Raw genomic sequence first — 15,355 nt, forward strand, 5'->3', positions numbered from 1 at the left:
TCCGTCGAAGTCCTTAATTCGGCGCGCCGAACCGCGCCCTTCGTAGGGGATGCCGCGATGACCGATCGTATCCAGGAATTTCTGCGCGCCCGACGCCTCGAGGGCCGCGACAACGGCCCCTGCCTCGTCGTCGACCTCGACGTGGTGCGGGACAATTACCGCGCCTTCGCCAAGGCGCTGCCGGACACGCGCGTCTTCTACGCCGTGAAAGCAAATCCGGCGCCGCAGGTGCTGTCCCTGCTGGCGAAGCTCGGCTCCTGCTTCGATACGGCTTCGGTTCCCGAAATCGAGATGTCGCTGGCCGCGGGCGCAAGCTCAGATCGCATCAGCTTCGGCAATACGATCAAGAAAGAGCGCGACATCCAGCGCGCGTTCGAGCTCGGCGTGCGTCTCTTTGCGGTCGACTGCGAGGCGGAAGTCGAAAAAATAGCCCGCGCCGCGCCGGGAGCCAAAGTCTTCTGCCGCATCCTTTGCGACGGCGAAGGCGCCGAATGGCCCCTCTCGCGCAAATTCGGCTGCGCTCCGGAAATGGCGGCGGGCGTGCTGGAGCATGCGCATCGCCTCGGCCTCGTCGCCTACGGCGTCTCGTTCCATGTCGGCTCGCAGCAGCGCAATCCGCGCATGTGGGACGGCGCGCTGAAATCGGCGGCGGCCATCTTCCGCGAGCTGTCGGAGCGCGGAATCCAGCTTCAGATGGTCAATCTGGGCGGCGGCTTCCCGACCAAATATCTGAACGACGTGCCCGCGGTGAAAACCTATGGCGCGGCGATCTTCAGCGCCCTCTCCAAACATTTCGGCAACCGCATTCCGGAGACCATCATCGAGCCGGGTCGCGGCATGGTCGGCAACGCCGGGTTGATCGAGGCCGAAGTGGTGCTGATCTCGAAGAAGTCGCAGGACGATTCCGTGCGCTGGGTCTATCTCGACATCGGCAAGTTCAACGGACTGGCCGAGACCACCGACGAGATGATCCGTTATCCGATCCGCACCAGGGCCGACGGCGACGCCACCGGTCCCTGCGTCATCGCCGGACCGAGCTGCGACTCCATCGACGTGCTCTACGAGAAAGCCCCCTATCACCTTCCGATCAGTCTGGAGATCGGCTCCAAGGTGCTGATCGAGGGAACAGGCGCCTATACGACGACCTATTCCTCGATCTGCTTCAACGGCTTCGCGCCGCTCGAATCCTTCGTCATCTAAAAACGCTCGACCAGAATAGTCCCGTCCGGCCGCGCTCCACGCGATTCTTCGTCGCTGGAGCGTCGGCGCGAGGGTCTGCTCGTCTTCTCCTGGAGGCAGCCATGACCTTTGTTTCCGCCATCGCATTCGACGACGCCGTAGCGGTCCCTTTCGGCGCCGCATTCGCGCGCCATCCCGGCTTCGTCATCGGGGAAGAAACGCCAGCGGACGTCGAGGCAAGGGAAGCCCTGCTCGACGCGGCTTTCGGGCCGGCGCGTTTTCTCAAGACCTGCGAGCGGCTGCGCGCGGGACGCCTGCCCGCCCGCGGATTGGCGCTTTCGGCGCATGAGGGCGAGCGGCTGATCGCCACGCTGCGGCTGTGGCCGGTGCGGGCCGGTGCGGGCCGCCCCGCGCTGCTGCTGGGGCCCCTCGCGGTGGCGCAGGATCGCCAGTCGCTCGGGCTCGGCGCCGCCATGATCCGGAGCGCGCTGTCGCGGGCGAAGGCGCGCAACCACCGCGCCATATTGCTGGTGGGCGACGAGCCTTATTACGCCCGCTTCGGCTTCGAGCGGCGCCTCGCCGAAGGCCTGACCATGCCGGGCTGGGTCGATCCCGCGCGTTTCCTCGGGCTCGAGCTTGCGCCTGGAGCGCTGAAAGACGCTCATGGCCGCGTCAGCGCGGCGGCCCCGGCTGCGCCGGAATGCGCCCTGCCCCGCGCCGCGTGACAGGGGCGTTCGCACGCGGAAAGCCCGGCCCTTTTTTACAAAAAGACCGGGCTTGATCTGATCATGCGCTCGACTTCAGGCGCGACGGAAAGCTTCGCCCGCAAAGGTGGCGCTGCGGCGCTCCGCCACGACATCGACCATGCGCTCGGCGGCATGGTCGCGCGCTTCCTGATTCTGCGCCTTGGCGAGTTCGTCGCCGGCCTCCTTGGCCTCCTCCTGCGCGGCTTCGAGCTTGCCGCGCAATTCGTTCAGCGAAAGCTGGAGGTTGTCGCGCCGCACGCGAGCGGCGCGGGCATAGGTCGGATAGGCGAAATGCGCCGGATCGGTGATGTTCGCGCGTTTTTCCTCCAGCTCGATCTCGCGGTCGAGATCGCCCGTCATTCGAGCGAACTCGGCTATCATCGTCTGCAGTTGCGCGACGCGTCGCCGTTTTTCCTCCGCCTGGAACTTTTTCAGACGCATCAATGTATCCCGCGACTTCATTCCATACACTCCAATACGCCGGGCGCAGGCGCCCAATAGGACCGTTCCTCCAATTCGCGAGACGGTTGCGATTATGGCGAAAGGAGGTTGCTCGTTGGTTACCCGGTTTCGAAAAATTCACGACGATCGCCGCGCGCCTTAACCATGATGGACCGGCGAGCCCTGAAGACACGGGGTTTTCGGCGCTGTACAGCGTTCCGCGACCGGGAAATTTGTAGAGATGGTTTTTGGCGGAGGGAGAGGGTAAAGGGTCGATTTTTAGAGGGTTTTCCGAACGTCTCGGCGCGAAGCTCCAGACGCGAAAAATTCAGCCCATCGGAGGATATGTATGATGAAGCCGCTGGAGAACGCCGAGCTTTCCACTTTCCGCGATGTGCGTTTTGTCCTCACCGACATGGACGAGACGCTGACCCACCAGGGAAGGCTGGCGGCGAACGCCTATGCGGCGCTCGAGCGATTGCAGACCGCCGGCGTGAAGGTCATCCCCGTCACCGGCGCACCGGCGGGCTGGTGCGATCAGATGGCGCGCATGTGGCCCGTGGACGGCGTGATCGGCGAGAATGGCGGCCTCTTTTTTCAAAGAAGCGGCGACGGCCACGGCGTCGAGAGGCATTTCTGGCATGATGACGACCAGGATCGTGCGGTCGTTTGGGAGCGCCTGACGAAGATCGGCGAACAAGTGCGCAAAGCCGCGCCTTCGGCCTCCTTTGCGCAAGATCAGCCATTCCGCCTGACAAGCCTCGCCTTCGCCCGCCCGCAAAATCAAGCCGAGCAGGAGGCGATCCTCGGCGCATTGCGCGAGGCCCCGGCGGATACGACGGTCAACAACCTTTGGGTGCTCGGCTGGCTCGGCGGTTACGACAAGCTCGCGATGAGCCGGCGGGTTCTGCGCGACCACTATGGTCTCGATATCGAGACCGATCCTGGGGCTGTCCTGTACTCGGGCGATTCGACGAACGACGCGCCCATGTTCTCCTTTTTCGAGCACAGCGTGGGCGTCAGCACGGTGGTCCAATATCTCGACCAGCTCCCGGCGCCGCCGCGGTGGATCACGCGCGGTCCGGGCGGGGCGGGATTCGTCGAGATCGCGGACGCCGTCATCGCTTCGCGGGCCTTTTGAACGTGAACCCGCTGCGCCGCGAATGATGTCGTCCGGATCAGCGTTCGCATTTGATTACGAACCAGACGGCGATCGTCCATTCTGAGTAATGCAAGCAATGAGATTGCAACAGCTTTGGCAAATGGCGGCTCCAATATGGCGCGAACGGCCCCGTGCGGTCCCTGCCGGGGCAGATCAGCCCGTTCACGATTTTTTGATCGAGCCTCGCGGAGAGAGAAAGCGTCCCCCGCCCCGACGCTCTTGACGACAGGAAGTTTACACCCCCCTTTTGTCACGCAATCGCGATTTTCAAGCCCTGCAACCGGCGCCGTCATCAAAATAAAAGATTCAAGAGCGGCATAACGCCATCTTAAAAAGAGACAAGCTGCCGCCCACCTGAAGATCAGGAACGCGCGAAACCTTTCATAGGGCGAATTCACGCGCAGGAGGGCTAAATGAAGCTCAGTAGATTTCTAGCGGCTATGCTTGCAGCGGCGCTGTTCGCGCCGCTCGCTGCGACAAATGCCTCCGCGCATGGCGGCGTCAAGCTCGAGCAGGACACATGCGTCCTCAAGATCGGGCCGAGCACCATGCATTTTATCGGTTATCAACGCGAAGGCGAAGAGGAAGAGTTCTGCGAAGACATTGCGCGCACGGGTCCGACCGTGATTGCGCTTTCGGCCATCTCGCCCGACCTGCGCGACATGGCGATCGGCGTCCGCGTAGTGAAGGATGTCGGAGAAGAAAAGGAGAAACAGAACCTCGACGCCGCGACGGTCGCCTACTACCCGCCGAAGGTCTATCCCAATGGGATCATGACATTCGAACACAACTTCAAGGACGCGGGGCGTTACGTCGGCATCGTGACGGTGGCGGATGATCTCGGAAACCAGTGGGTTTCACGCTTTCCCTTTACGGTGGGCGTGTTCACCTTCATGGCTTACATAGATTACATTTTGTACGGCGTGGGCTTTACGGCGCTGTGCGGGTTCCTATGGTATATGCTCGGACGCGGCAAAGCCAAACCGAGCCATCTCGACGCGCCGAGCGCGGCCTGAACGCCGCCCGAAAGCCAAGACTGTTAGCTTCGATCCGGCGCTCAGCCGGATCGATTTTGAACGGGCCGATCTCCATGAACATTCAGTCTATTTTTTCTTCCGCGTTGAAATCAGCCGCTCTAGCCGGCCTCATCGCGACTGCCGCGACCGGCGCGCGCGCCGAAGAGGCTCGAGACCCCGACGAAGCCCAATTGCTGCAGTCGTTCGAAAAGATCGACGTGTGGCATTTTCCGGTGGATTACAATGTCGGCTACAATAATCAGGATGTCGTCACCACCCGCGAGCTGGTGGCGCAGCCGGCCCCGACCGGCAAGCTCTGCTACATCCGCTTCGATCTCATCCAGGGCGAGGGCGACTTCGCCTATGGCTTCAAGCCCCCGCAGCTCGGGGCCGCCAATCCGACCCAATGGGGCGTTTACGTCCATAAGCGCGGGACCGTGCTGAACCAGCAGCGCTCGGTGCTGAAGATGAACGTGATCTATTTCTATGTGGATGGGCCAAAGCCCGGCGCCGATCCGGACATCTGCGCCAAAAAGCAGGCGGAGCCCACGCCGCAGGCCGGCCATGGCTACACCGCCCCGGAATGGTCCGACCTCATCGTGCGCGCCCGCCTCGTCCGTGGCTGGCCGCAGCCGGCGCGGTGAGCCATCAGCGGCCGAACGACAAGAAACCCAAAGCGACCGCCGCCAGCAGGCAGGCGGCTGAAATACCCATCGCATAGCCGAACTGAACGAGCGACAGCGTAATCTCCAGCCTGTCGCCGACGACATCGACCTTCTCCAGCGCCGCTTTAATCACGACGCCTTTGGCATTGTCCTTGAGGACATAAATCGGCTTCAGGGAGAAGGCTTTCTCCACGGTTTTTTGCGCCGCCGCGCTCGCCCACTGCCGGAACTCCGCCTTGACGGACTCGGCCACTTCATCGAGGCCGTGCTCGGCGGCGAATTTTTCTATTCTTTGCTTCAGCCCAGAGGATTTCGCGCCGTCGGGTTTTTCGATCCCCACGTCCAGGAGGCGGACCGGCGAGGTGGGATGAAAATAAAATGCGCCGTCGCGATAGATCGGCGCGCCCCATCCCTCAAACTCGGCCGTAATGGTCCGGCCTTTGAAACGCGCCGCAACTCTGGCGTCGATCCCGATCTGATTGTCCGCGAAGCGCACCTTTACCGACTCGACGTCGATGTTCTTCGATTCCGCCGCTCTTTGTCTCAGAGCCGCATCGATGCGCTCCTGAGCCTCCTGCTGCGTGATGTCGACCAAATACGCGCCGCCGTTACAGGCCAGCCACGCAAATACGCCCCCGACAAGAAAAAGACAGGCGGCGGCGATGCGCTTTCCGCTTCGAGACAAATCCTTCTCCGCCGACTAAAATACCCGCTCAGGCTCCCGCCCCGCCCATGCGCCGGAAGATGAAAGCCGGCGGAGCGACATGGGCCTCGGTTTCGGCGAGGGCCGCAAAGCGCGCGTGATCGGGCGAGAGATGACAGGCGGGATCGGTCGCCGCGGGATCGCCCGCAACCGCCATGGCTTGGCAACGGCATCCGCCGAGGTCAATCTCGCGGCGGTCGCAGGAGACGCAGGGCTCCTTCATCCATTCGGTTCCGCGGAAGGCGTTGAAGGCCGCCCCATTGCGCCAGATGTCGGCGAGGTCGCGCTTGCGCACGTCGTCGAAGACGAGGCCGGGCAGCGTCTGCGCGGCGTGGCAGGGCAGCGCCCTGCCCGAGGGCGTCACCACGACGATGGAGCGGCCCCAGCCGCCGGTGCATGTTTTCGGCCTTGTGGCGTAATGATCATGAATGACGAAATCGAAATTCAGCACGCCCTTCAGCCGCGCCTTCGCCTCCTCGACGACCTTCACGCTCTCCATGAATTTTTCGCGCGTCGGAATCAGCGCCGCCCGGTTTTTTTCGGCCCAGGCGTAATATTGGATATGCGCCACCTCGATGCGCTGGGCGCCGACTTCGACCGCAAAATCGATGATCTGCGGCAGATGGTCGATGTTCTGGCGGTGCATGGGCGCATTGATGGTGAGGCCCATGCCGAGCTCCCGCGTCCACCCCGCCACGTCGCGCTTCTTCGCCACCCCGCCCTCGAAGGCGCTGATGTAATCGGCGCTCTCGGGAACGACGTCCTGGATCGAGACCTGCACATGGTCGAGGCCGATATTCGCCAGCGTTTCGAGCCGCTCGCGCGTGAGCATGACAGCGGAGGTCACGAGATTGCTGTAGAGCCCCGCCTCCACCGCATATTGGAGGATTTCCTCCAGATCCCGCCGCAGCGTCGGCTCTCCGCCGGAAAGATGCAGCTGCAATGCGCCGGCGGCGGCGGAGCGGCGGAAGGTCTCGCCCCATTCCTGCGCTGTCAGCTCCACATTGGGGCGTTCCAGCTCCAACGGATTGGAGCAATAGGGACATTGCAGCGGGCAGCGATGGGTGAGTTCAGCCAGCAGTCCCGCCGGACCGCCGGAAAAAGGCGCATAGGACTGCGCGACCGAGGAAAGTGGCGGCGGCGAGAAGGCGTCCGTCCCGTCGCGCAGCAGGCATTTGTCCGCAAGCCCCTGCAGCAGCGCGGTGACGTCGCGCAAGACCACGTCCTGCGGCGCGCCATATTGCGCGGCGAGCTGGGCGGCGATCTGCGCGACGCTTTTTTCGCCGTCGATCAGGCTCAGCACCGCGAGCGAAATGGCGTCGATCTCATAGGCGCGCTCCGGCGCGAGAACGACGAAGCGATCGCGCACGCGGTCCTGATGCAGACGCGAATAGCGCGTGAAGGCCGGCCGCGACTGCGGCCCGACGACGAAACGCGTCCGAACCTCAGCCATGCTCACGGAAAACTCTGTCCCGGCTGATAGGCGCCCGGCGGAATGACGCCCGGCGTCACATAGGCGTGATGCAGCGCGTCGAGTTGCGCCCACAGCACGTCGCATTTGAAGCGCACCGCCTCGATGCAGGCCTCCTGCTCGGGACGGCTCAGCGCATTCTGCTTGATATATTCCAGCGCGAAGTCGGCGTCGCGCGGGGCCTGCGAAAGACGCCGCTTGAAATAGGCCATCACATGATCGTCGACGAAATCGTAATTCTCCAGCATTCCGGCGATGCGCTCGCGATGGATGGCGGGCGCGAACAGCTCGGTGAGCGAGGACGCCACCGCGACCACCAGCGGCTGCTCGACGACATAGCGCACATAGGCCTCGACCGCGAATTTGGTGGCGGGCAGCGCGCCGCGACGCGAGATCACATAATCGCGCGGCAGGCCGAGCCCGTCGGTGAGCACCAGCCAGCGCTCGATGCCTCCCGCCTCGTCGCCGAGGCCGTCGTGGTCGTGGATGCGGTGGATCCATTCGCGCCGCAATTCGCGGTCATGGGCCCGGCTCATGAAGGCCGCGTCCTTGCGCGGCACAGCCTCCTGATAGCAGTAGCGGTTCAACGCCCAGGCGCGCACCTGGTCCTTGTTCAGCTTGCCGCCGTGCAGCAGCTTATGGAACGGATGCTTGTCGTGATAACGCTCGGCGCCGACGGCGCGGATCGCGGCCTCGAAATCTTGCTTGGACAGCGGAGCTTCGTTGAGAAAGGCGTGCGATTCGATGACGTCGTTCATAGGGCGACCTCCATTCCGTCTTCGCCGATCTCCCAGCCGGCGGCGTTGGCCTCGCCCCGCTCTTTGGAGTCGGCGTCGAGCACCGGGTTCGAATTATTGATGTGAACGTAGATCTTGCGGGCGACGTTCAGCTTTGAGAACGCCTTGATCGAGCCGTCTTCGCCGCTCATGTTGACATGGCCCATGCGCGAGCCGGTTTTGCCGAGCAGGCCCTGCTCGATCATCTCATATTCGTGCCACAGCGTGCCGTCGAAGAAGACCAGCTCCGCGTCGCGCAGGCGGCCTGCGAGGTCCTCGTCGATATTGGCGCAGCCCGGCACATAGAAGAAGGACTTGCCGCTGGCGGTCTCGGTGATCTTGACGCCGAGCGTGTCGCCTTCCTTGCTGCCGTAATCGGCGGCCATCGCGTCCTCGAGCCAGAGCGCGATCTTGCCCGGAACCGGAAAAGCCTCGACGCTGAGGCCGAGATCGACGCCCGCCCCTTTGAGCGCCACCGGCGCGCGTAGCGGCAGTTCCTCGCGTTCGACCACGGATTTCGCCAGCACGTCGAAGATCCGGTTGCCCGCCAGCACGTCCAGCACCCGCCTTGCGCCATAGACCGAGAGCGGTTGGGCCTCGCGCAGATTGAGCAGGCCGGCGACATGGTCGACGTCGCCGTTGGTGAGCACGGCGGCCTTGATCGGGCTGGCGCGCACGGGATCGTCGCTCGATGGCGAAAGCTCGGGGGCGTGGGCGATCTGTTCGCGCAGGTCCGGCGAAGCGTTGAGGAGAACCCAATCGCGCCCGTTGGCGCTCACCGCCAAAGAGGATTGTGTGCGGCGCGAAAAGTTCGCGGCGCCCGCGCGCACGGCGCGGCAATTGGCGCAGTTGCAGTTCCATTGCGGGAAGCCGCCGCCGGCGCCCGAGCCTAAGATTCTGATGCGCATCCTGTTAGCGCGGCTTGAGGCGTAAGCCCCGCCGGCCTCCCTCGATTTGTTTTGGTTGGCGGGCAATATGCACAGGCGCGGCGCCCCGGCGCAAGTGCGTCATTTCCGCGCCGGAAGATATGGTGAGATTGGTGAGGGCGCGCCATGCTGATCCGGGTCGTAGCCCCTTGCGATCGCCTTGACGAGCGCTGCGCCCGCTAGCCGGGCTTTTCCTCGATCAGGAACCGGCCCCGCCGCAAGCCTTGTCGGGGACGCGCTGCATCTCATAGGCGTCGATGATCGCCCGGATCATGGGGCCGAAGCGGTCTTTCAGCTCGGCGCAACGGGTCGAACTGATGAGCTCGACGCCCTTGCGCTCGCTACGGATCAAGCCGGCTTCCCGCAGAATGCGGAAATGCTGGGAAAGCGTGGATTTTGGCAGCGCCCCATTTCTGACGTGAGCGAAGGCCGAACAGTTCTTGCCGCATTCGGCGGCGGCGAGCTGCGCGTAAATCTCGAGGCGGATCGGGTCCGACAGGGCGTGGAGAATGCCTTCGACGGTAATTTCATCCAGCTTGGGGTGGGGCATGGGTCTCATTTTGCCGAATATCGCACAGATTGACATTTCGCGCATTAGTTCATTAGTATTGAACTACGGAATAACCGCACACCGAGGACATCGAGATGGGCAAGCTATCTGGAAGAATTGCAATCGTGACAGGCGGCAACAGCGGCATCGGCCTCGCCGCGGCCAAGCTCTTCGCCGCCGAAGGGGCGCAGGTCGTAATCACGGGCCGCCGCAAAGCCGAATTGGATGCGGCTCGCACGGAGATTGGTCATGGAGCCCTGGCGATTCAGGGCGACGTATCGCAGCTCGACGATCTCGACCGACTCTATGCCGAGGTGAAACAGAAATTCGGCCGGGTCGACGTCCTGTTCGCAAACGCGGGCCTTGTGGAACTCGCGCCGCTCGAAGGCGTTACCGAAGCGCATTTCGACAAACAGTTCGACATCAATGTGAAGGGGCTGCTGTTCACGGTCCAAAAGGCTTTGCCGCTACTCAGCGCCGGCGGCGCGATCATCATCAATTCGTCGATCGCGAACACCAAGGGGATGGCCGGGTTCGGTGTCTATTCGGCGACGAAGGCGGCTGTTCGTTCATTCGCCCGGACATGGACGACGGAGTTGAAGAACCGCAAAATTCGCGTGAATGTCATTAGTCCAGGCCCTATCGAAACGCCGATATTCGGAAAGATGGGCTTGTCGGAAAGCCAGATCGACGAGTTTGGCGCGAGCATTTCCGAACAGGTTCCGCTCGGCCGCTTCGGCAAGCCGGAAGAAATCGCCAAAGTGGCTCTATTCCTGGCGTCTGAGGATTCAAGCTATATCGCCGGCGCAGAGATTTTCGTCGATGGCGGCATGGTCGCCGTTTAGTGCCGCGCCCTTCGGACCCTTTGAACGCCTCTGCCCAATAATCTCCCAAATGCACACTTCTCGAAAGGCGCCAGACTCGTCATGACCGGGCTTGTCCCGGTCATCCACGCCAAGCAGCCGAGAAATCTTGGGAGTGCGCCTGCAAGCTTTCGTGTTTTGCGCAACGGCGCTCTCGCCTGATCTTTGGCCAGGCGATCGCTACAACTGCGGAGCGACGCGCAACTTCGCAAGAAACTCCAATGTCCCGGAGTGGATGGCCGGGACAAGCCCGGCCATGACGGCTCTCGGGATAAATGTGCAACTCCCTTAGTCACGATAATAAGGATAATTCAATGTCATATTCGATGTCCCGCGCTTCGCTGCCCGCGCTGAAAACCAGCCTCGGCGTCTTGTCGTCACTGCTCGACAAGGCGGCGGCGTTCTGCGCAACGAAGAAAATAGAAGACGCAACTCTCCTTCAGCTGCGCCTCGCTCCCGACATGTTCGCCTTCGTCCGTCAGGTGCAGATCGCGACCGATCACGCCAAGAACGGCGCCTCTCGCCTCGCTGGCGTGGAACCTCCGCGTTACGACGACACCGAGACAAGCCTCGCGCAGTTGAAGACCCGCGTCGACGCGACGATAAACTATCTCGAAACGCTCGACCCCAAAGCGATCGACGCATCGGAAGATCGAGAGATCGTCTTTGCGATGGGCCCGAACGCGAAGGGGCGGATGAAGGGCGACGCCTATCTCGCTCAATATCTGCTGCCGAACTTCTATTTCCACCTTACGGCGGCCTATGCGATTCTGCGTCACAACGGCGTCGAGATCGGAAAGCGGGACTTTCTTGGAGCTATCCCGCTGGAGCCTGTCTCGTAACTTCAACTGACGCCTTCGGCCCCAAGTCGCGCCCTCGTCCTTCGAGACGCCCGCTGCGCGGGCCCTCAGGACGAGGGGGAAGCCGTATGATCCATTTCCTCGAAGACTTTCCGCGCGATCTTGAGCGCGGTCATCGCGGGCGGCCAGCCGGCGTAGAAAGCAAGATGCGTGATCGCGCCGATGATCTCGTCGCGGGTGAGACCATTCTCCACCGCTTTCCTGAAATGGAAGGGCATTTCATTGACGCGATAGAGCGAGATCAGGCTGGCGACCGTCACCAGGCTGCGATCGCGCGGGCTCAGGGCCGCATCTCGCCAGACATCTCCGAACAGCACCTCATCGGTGATGTCCGCAAGATGAGGCGCAATGTCGCCGAAAGATTTGCGCGCGTTCTTGGGTTCTTCGGCCATTATCCTGTTCTCCGGGTCGATAAAGGACTTTCTCACCCTGAGAAGGCCCCGCAGAGGCCGCCTCGAAGGGCGTAGGCAGTCCGGTTCACAACTCTTGCCCTCGCCCTTCGAGACGCCCGCTACGCGCGGGCCCTCTGGACGAGAGTGGCGAAAAGCGTCGAGAGGCTTCAGCTCAGCAATACTTAAGGCAGCGCTCGCAGAAATTAAAATTGCCCGATGAAGGATACAAAGTCACAGACACTTTAATATGAGAATGTGATTTTACGACACAGCCCCATCGGTTCATTCCGGCCGATAGCAAACAGACCCAGCGTATAGCACACCGCCCGTCATTTGTTTGACTTAGGGGTGCGGCTCTGTCGTGGAGAAAAACATGAATATACCTGACCTTACTGTCATAGAGATGATCGCCCTCTTTGCGCTCGGCTTTGTCATGGTCGTCGCAGGCGGCGTCGGCTTCATGCGCAGCAACCCCGTGCTGATGGAGAGTCGGCACCGGCTTTCTCTCGGCGTCGTGTTCGCCGCGGCAGGCTTCATGTTCGTCGCAGGCATCGGCGTGCATTTCACCGGCTCGAGCAACACATCCTTTCTCAAAGGGCAAATGCAGCGCGCCTCGCAATGCGAACTCACAAGCGAATCGGCGCATCCTGAAGCCCGCGGCGCCGGCAGCGGCGTGATTTCGCGGCAGATTGTCGCCTGCATGCGGACCGCCGGCTACAATTGGAGCGAAAGAACGGCGCAATGCCAGGACGCGCCGGTCGCGACGAACGGATATTGCTACGAACCCGTGGCCTGGTTCGATCGCGCGGTGACGACGACTCAACTGATGTTCGATTGAGAAGAGAGGTCGCCGTGAATTACCGCCTGGCAATCGTCGCTTTGGGGATCGGGTTGTTTGTCGCCGCGATGATTCCCTATGCCTATAAACCCCGATGCTCAAACCCCGAGTGCACGCCGACGGCGCCGTATTAGGGTCCAGACCCATAAAGTGCTTGGCGTAAAGAGCGGGTTGTGATTCAGGGCTTCCGAAAGGAAGCGCCGATGATTCCCGATCAATTCTGGCTGACAGATGCGCAGTTTTCGAAGATTGCGCCACATCTTCCCACTGACACGCGCGGCAAGGCGCGGGTCGACGACCGCAGGGTCATCAGCGGCATCGTCCAAGTGCTCAAATCCGGCGGGCGCTGGGTCGACGCACCGCCGGAATACGGGCCCAAAAAGACACTTTATAATCGCTATGTCCGTTGGGCCGCCAAGGGCGTCTGGGTCGACTTGTTCCATGCACTCGCTCAAGCCGGCGGGCCGCCGACGGAAGTTCTCATCGACTCCTCGGCGGTGAAAGCGCATCGCTCGGCCAGCGGCGGCAAAGGGGGGAGAAAAATCAGGCCATCGGCCGCTCGCGCGGTGGACGCACAACGAAAATCCACGCGCTGACCGACGCGCAATGTCGACCCATAGCTTTCATGCTCACAGCCGGAAACGTCGCCGATTGCACAGCGGGCGCGGAACTTCTTGCCCATCTTCCGCCTTGCGAAGTCCTCCACGGCGACAAGGGATACGACAGCAACGCCATCCGCCGTAGGATCGAGGACGGCGGCGCACTGCCGAATATTCCGCCCAAGGCCAACCGCAAATGGAAGAACTGCTTTTCGCCGCTCCTCTATCGAAACCGCAACGCCATCGAGCGCATGTTCTGCCGTTTAAAGGATTTTAGACGCGTGGCGACGCGCTACGACAGAAACGCCGTCAATTTCCTCGCCGCCGTTTGCCTCGCTGCCACTGTCAGCTATTGGTTATGAGTCTGGGCCCTAGGGACGGGAACAAGCCTCGAATTTTTGCAGCCGGGCCTTGGTGGAGCCGCCGCCAAGGCCCTGAGCGTCTCAATCAAACCCTGGCCCCTACCCGCCCTTGGCCATCAGCGGATAGCCCGCGACGGTGAGCGCGACGCGGCTCGACACCCGCGCGACGGCCTGATGCAGTTCGCCCGCCGCATCGCGGAAGGCGCGGGCGAGCGCATTTTCAGGCACGATCGAAAGTCCGACTTCCGAGGCGACTGCGACGGTCGGCGCCCCGCGGGCGGCCAACGCCGCAACCAGAGCCGCCCGATCGGCTTCGAGATCAGCCCCCGCCAGCAGCCGGTTGGAAAGCCACAGAGTGAGGCAATCGATCAGCATGGGCCGCCCGGCTTCGGCGTCCGCCACGATGCGGGGCAGTTCATGCGGCGCCTCCACCGTGCGCCAATCCTCACCCCTTCGCGCCCGGTGCTTGTCGATGCGCGCGCGCATTTCTTCGTCGAAGATTTCCGCAGTGGCGACATAGGTCCATGGCGCAGGGTTGGCGACGATCAGCCCTTCGGCATAGGCGCTTTTTCCTGAGCGGGCGCCGCCGAGGACGAGGGTCAGAAACGGGTTTTCCTTCATGCCGTCGCCTTGCGAAAATCCGCGCGCGCCAGAAGGGCCCCATCGCGGTCGAACACCATGGTTTCGAGCTCGACGCCCGGGTTATCCAGCGCGCGCGCCGCGGTCTGCCAGGCTCTGAGCGCGACCAGACCGGGCAAGTCGACGCCCGCCTCCTGAGAAAGATGCAGCGCCTCCAGCGCGCTGTTGGCGATTTCGATGCGCAGGGCGAGCCCCTCATGGGCGCCGGCCTCGCGCGCCATCCGCGCCATCTGCGTCATATCGAGGCTGGAGCGGCTGGAATGAAGATCGAGCCGCCCTTGTGCGAGCTTGGTCAATTTGGCGAAACCGCCGCCGATGGTGACCCGCGGCACGGGGTTCCGGTGCAAATATTTCAGCAATCCCCCGGCGAAGTCGCCCATCTCCACCATCGCCTCCTCGGGCAAAGCGTGGAGCGCGCGCACAGCGGCCTCGGAGGTCGAGCCGGTGGTTCCGGCGATATGGATCAGGCCGCTGGCTCTGGCGACGTCCACGCCGCGGTGAATGCTGTCGATCCATGCCGCGCAGGAAAAAGGCACGACGATTCCGGTCGTGCCCAGCACTGAAAGCCCGCCGACAATGCCGAGCCGGCCGTTGAGCGTATGTTTCGCGATCTCCTCGCCGCCCGGAATCGAGATTTCAATTTCAGCGTCGGGCGCGACGCCGAGGGACATCGCCGCCTCGGCGAGGTTTTCGCGCATCATGGCGCGGGGAACGGGGTTGATCGCGGGCTCGCCAACAGGCAGCGGCAGGCCGGGGCGCGTCACCGTTCCGACCCCCTCCCCGGCCCGGAAAGTCACGCCTGTCCCTGCGGGGCTGCGAGTTACCTTGGCGAGGATGAGGGCGCCATGAGTCACGTCCGGGTCGTCGCCGGCGTCCTTGACCACGCCCGCCTCCGCGAAGCCATCGCCCTGCGTGTGACGCGCCAGCGCAAAAGAAACCCGGCGTCCGCCCGGCAAGGCGATCTCGACCGGATCGGGCGGGCAGCCGCGGTGCAGCGCGACGAAGGCCGCTCGCGCCGCCGCCGTGGCGCAGGCGCCGGTGGTCCAGCCCCGGCGCAAGGGTTTTTCTGGTGGGTGGGTCATGGGGATTCTTATAAGCGGTTTTCCCACTCGTCGCCGGGGTTGATTTGCATCGTATTACGATATAACAATGCGTGCGTTTCCGCTG

The 15,355-nt window shown here is 62.8% G+C and carries 18 protein-coding genes; 9 read left to right on the forward strand and 9 right to left on the reverse strand.

Annotated elements, in window-relative coordinates; translation table 11 throughout:
• The first annotated feature begins 57 nt into the window (after positions 1 to 57).
• Together H2LOC_RS09750 and H2LOC_RS09755 are read left to right on the forward strand one after the other, a co-directional pair.
• A complete protein-coding gene (locus tag H2LOC_RS09750) occupies positions 58 to 1,200 on the forward strand; it encodes a type III PLP-dependent enzyme (protein ID WP_136496227.1) in 1,143 nt (380 codons plus the stop codon).
• Positions 1,201 to 1,301: 101 nt separating this feature from the next.
• Positions 1,302 to 1,904 carry a GNAT family N-acetyltransferase gene (locus H2LOC_RS09755; RefSeq protein ID WP_136496228.1) on the forward strand — a complete coding sequence of 201 codons (603 nt, stop codon included), beginning with the start codon at positions 1,302 to 1,304 and terminating at the stop codon, positions 1,902 to 1,904.
• A 75-nt stretch (positions 1,905 to 1,979) separates the two neighbouring features.
• Here H2LOC_RS09755 and H2LOC_RS09760 read toward each other — a convergent pair whose 3' ends face one another.
• Positions 1,980 to 2,387 carry a flagellar export protein FliJ gene (locus H2LOC_RS09760; RefSeq protein WP_136496229.1) on the reverse strand — a complete coding sequence of 136 codons (408 nt, stop codon included), beginning with the start codon at positions 2,385 to 2,387 and terminating at the stop codon, positions 1,980 to 1,982.
• 328 nt (positions 2,388 to 2,715) lie between these two features.
• Between H2LOC_RS09760 and H2LOC_RS09765 the strand changes: the two genes are divergently transcribed.
• From H2LOC_RS09765 to H2LOC_RS09775, 3 genes are all read left to right on the forward strand, one after another.
• The gene (locus H2LOC_RS09765; protein WP_246207100.1) at positions 2,716 to 3,507 is read left to right on the forward strand and encodes an HAD-IIB family hydrolase; all 792 of its coding nucleotides are present in this window, start codon (positions 2,716 to 2,718) and stop codon (positions 3,505 to 3,507) included.
• Between the two features lie 434 nt (positions 3,508 to 3,941).
• Positions 3,942 to 4,544, forward strand: coding sequence for a hypothetical protein (locus H2LOC_RS09770; RefSeq protein ID WP_136496230.1), 603 nt, complete (start codon positions 3,942 to 3,944; stop codon positions 4,542 to 4,544).
• A 74-nt stretch (positions 4,545 to 4,618) separates the two neighbouring features.
• Positions 4,619 to 5,188, forward strand: a complete 570-nt coding sequence (locus tag H2LOC_RS09775; RefSeq protein ID WP_136496231.1) for a hypothetical protein — start codon at positions 4,619 to 4,621, stop codon at positions 5,186 to 5,188.
• A 4-nt stretch (positions 5,189 to 5,192) separates the two neighbouring features.
• Here H2LOC_RS09775 and H2LOC_RS09780 read toward each other — a convergent pair whose 3' ends face one another.
• The 5 genes from H2LOC_RS09780 to H2LOC_RS09800 form a co-directional block, all read right to left on the reverse strand.
• Positions 5,193 to 5,894 carry a hypothetical protein gene (locus H2LOC_RS09780; protein ID WP_136496232.1) on the reverse strand — a complete coding sequence of 234 codons (702 nt, stop codon included), beginning with the start codon at positions 5,892 to 5,894 and terminating at the stop codon, positions 5,193 to 5,195.
• A 28-nt stretch (positions 5,895 to 5,922) separates the two neighbouring features.
• Positions 5,923 to 7,365, reverse strand: coding sequence for a pyrroloquinoline quinone biosynthesis protein PqqE (pqqE, locus tag H2LOC_RS09785; RefSeq protein WP_136497059.1), 1,443 nt, complete (start codon positions 7,363 to 7,365; stop codon positions 5,923 to 5,925).
• A gap of 2 nt (positions 7,366 to 7,367) precedes the next feature.
• On the reverse strand, positions 7,368 to 8,141 hold the full coding sequence (gene pqqC, locus H2LOC_RS09790) for a pyrroloquinoline-quinone synthase PqqC (protein ID WP_136496233.1): 774 nt from the start codon (positions 8,139 to 8,141) through the stop codon (positions 7,368 to 7,370).
• On the reverse strand, positions 8,138 to 9,067 hold the full coding sequence (gene pqqB, locus H2LOC_RS09795; RefSeq protein WP_136496234.1) for a pyrroloquinoline quinone biosynthesis protein PqqB: 930 nt from the start codon (positions 9,065 to 9,067) through the stop codon (positions 8,138 to 8,140). The genes pqqC and pqqB overlap by 4 nt, the downstream gene beginning before the upstream one ends.
• 217 nt (positions 9,068 to 9,284) lie before the next feature.
• The gene (locus H2LOC_RS09800) at positions 9,285 to 9,644 is read right to left on the reverse strand and encodes an ArsR/SmtB family transcription factor (protein WP_136496235.1); all 360 of its coding nucleotides are present in this window, start codon (positions 9,642 to 9,644) and stop codon (positions 9,285 to 9,287) included.
• 86 nt (positions 9,645 to 9,730) lie between these two features.
• On the opposite strand from H2LOC_RS09800, the gene H2LOC_RS09805 reads away from it, so the two are divergent.
• The gene (locus H2LOC_RS09805; RefSeq protein WP_136496236.1) at positions 9,731 to 10,480 is read left to right on the forward strand and encodes a glucose 1-dehydrogenase; all 750 of its coding nucleotides are present in this window, start codon (positions 9,731 to 9,733) and stop codon (positions 10,478 to 10,480) included.
• Between the two features lie 332 nt (positions 10,481 to 10,812).
• Positions 10,813 to 11,340, forward strand: a complete 528-nt coding sequence (locus H2LOC_RS09810) for a DUF1993 domain-containing protein (RefSeq protein ID WP_136496237.1) — start codon at positions 10,813 to 10,815, stop codon at positions 11,338 to 11,340.
• A 65-nt stretch (positions 11,341 to 11,405) separates the two neighbouring features.
• Here the strand turns inward: H2LOC_RS09810 and H2LOC_RS09815 are convergent, their stop codons facing one another.
• Complete coding sequence (locus tag H2LOC_RS09815; RefSeq protein WP_136496238.1) at positions 11,406 to 11,750, reverse strand: carboxymuconolactone decarboxylase family protein; 345 nt, start codon at positions 11,748 to 11,750, stop codon at positions 11,406 to 11,408.
• Positions 11,751 to 12,123: 373 nt separating this feature from the next.
• On the opposite strand from H2LOC_RS09815, the gene H2LOC_RS09820 reads away from it, so the two are divergent.
• Both H2LOC_RS09820 and H2LOC_RS09825 read left to right on the forward strand, forming a co-directional pair.
• Entirely contained in the window at positions 12,124 to 12,588 is a 465-nt protein-coding gene (locus tag H2LOC_RS09820; protein WP_136496239.1) for a hypothetical protein, read from the forward strand.
• 203 nt (positions 12,589 to 12,791) lie between these two features.
• A protein-coding gene (locus H2LOC_RS09825; protein ID WP_425487330.1) for an IS5 family transposase occupies positions 12,792 to 13,549 on the forward strand; the annotation gives its coding sequence in 2 pieces (ribosomal slippage) (positions 12,792 to 13,137 and positions 13,137 to 13,549; 759 coding nt in all).
• 99 nt (positions 13,550 to 13,648) lie between these two features.
• Here the strand turns inward: H2LOC_RS09825 and cobU are convergent.
• Positions 13,649 to 14,170, reverse strand: coding sequence for a bifunctional adenosylcobinamide kinase/adenosylcobinamide-phosphate guanylyltransferase (gene cobU / locus H2LOC_RS09830; RefSeq protein WP_136496241.1), 522 nt, complete (start codon positions 14,168 to 14,170; stop codon positions 13,649 to 13,651).
• Entirely contained in the window at positions 14,167 to 15,270 is a 1,104-nt protein-coding gene (locus H2LOC_RS09835) for a cobalt-precorrin-5B (C(1))-methyltransferase (protein ID WP_136496242.1), read from the reverse strand. The genes cobU and H2LOC_RS09835 overlap by 4 nt, the downstream gene beginning before the upstream one ends.
• Between the last annotated feature and the right edge of the window lie 85 nt (positions 15,271 to 15,355).

It is taken from the genome of Methylocystis heyeri, from assembly GCF_004802635.2.
Classification (GTDB): Bacteria; Pseudomonadota; Alphaproteobacteria; order Rhizobiales; family Beijerinckiaceae; genus Methylocystis; species Methylocystis heyeri.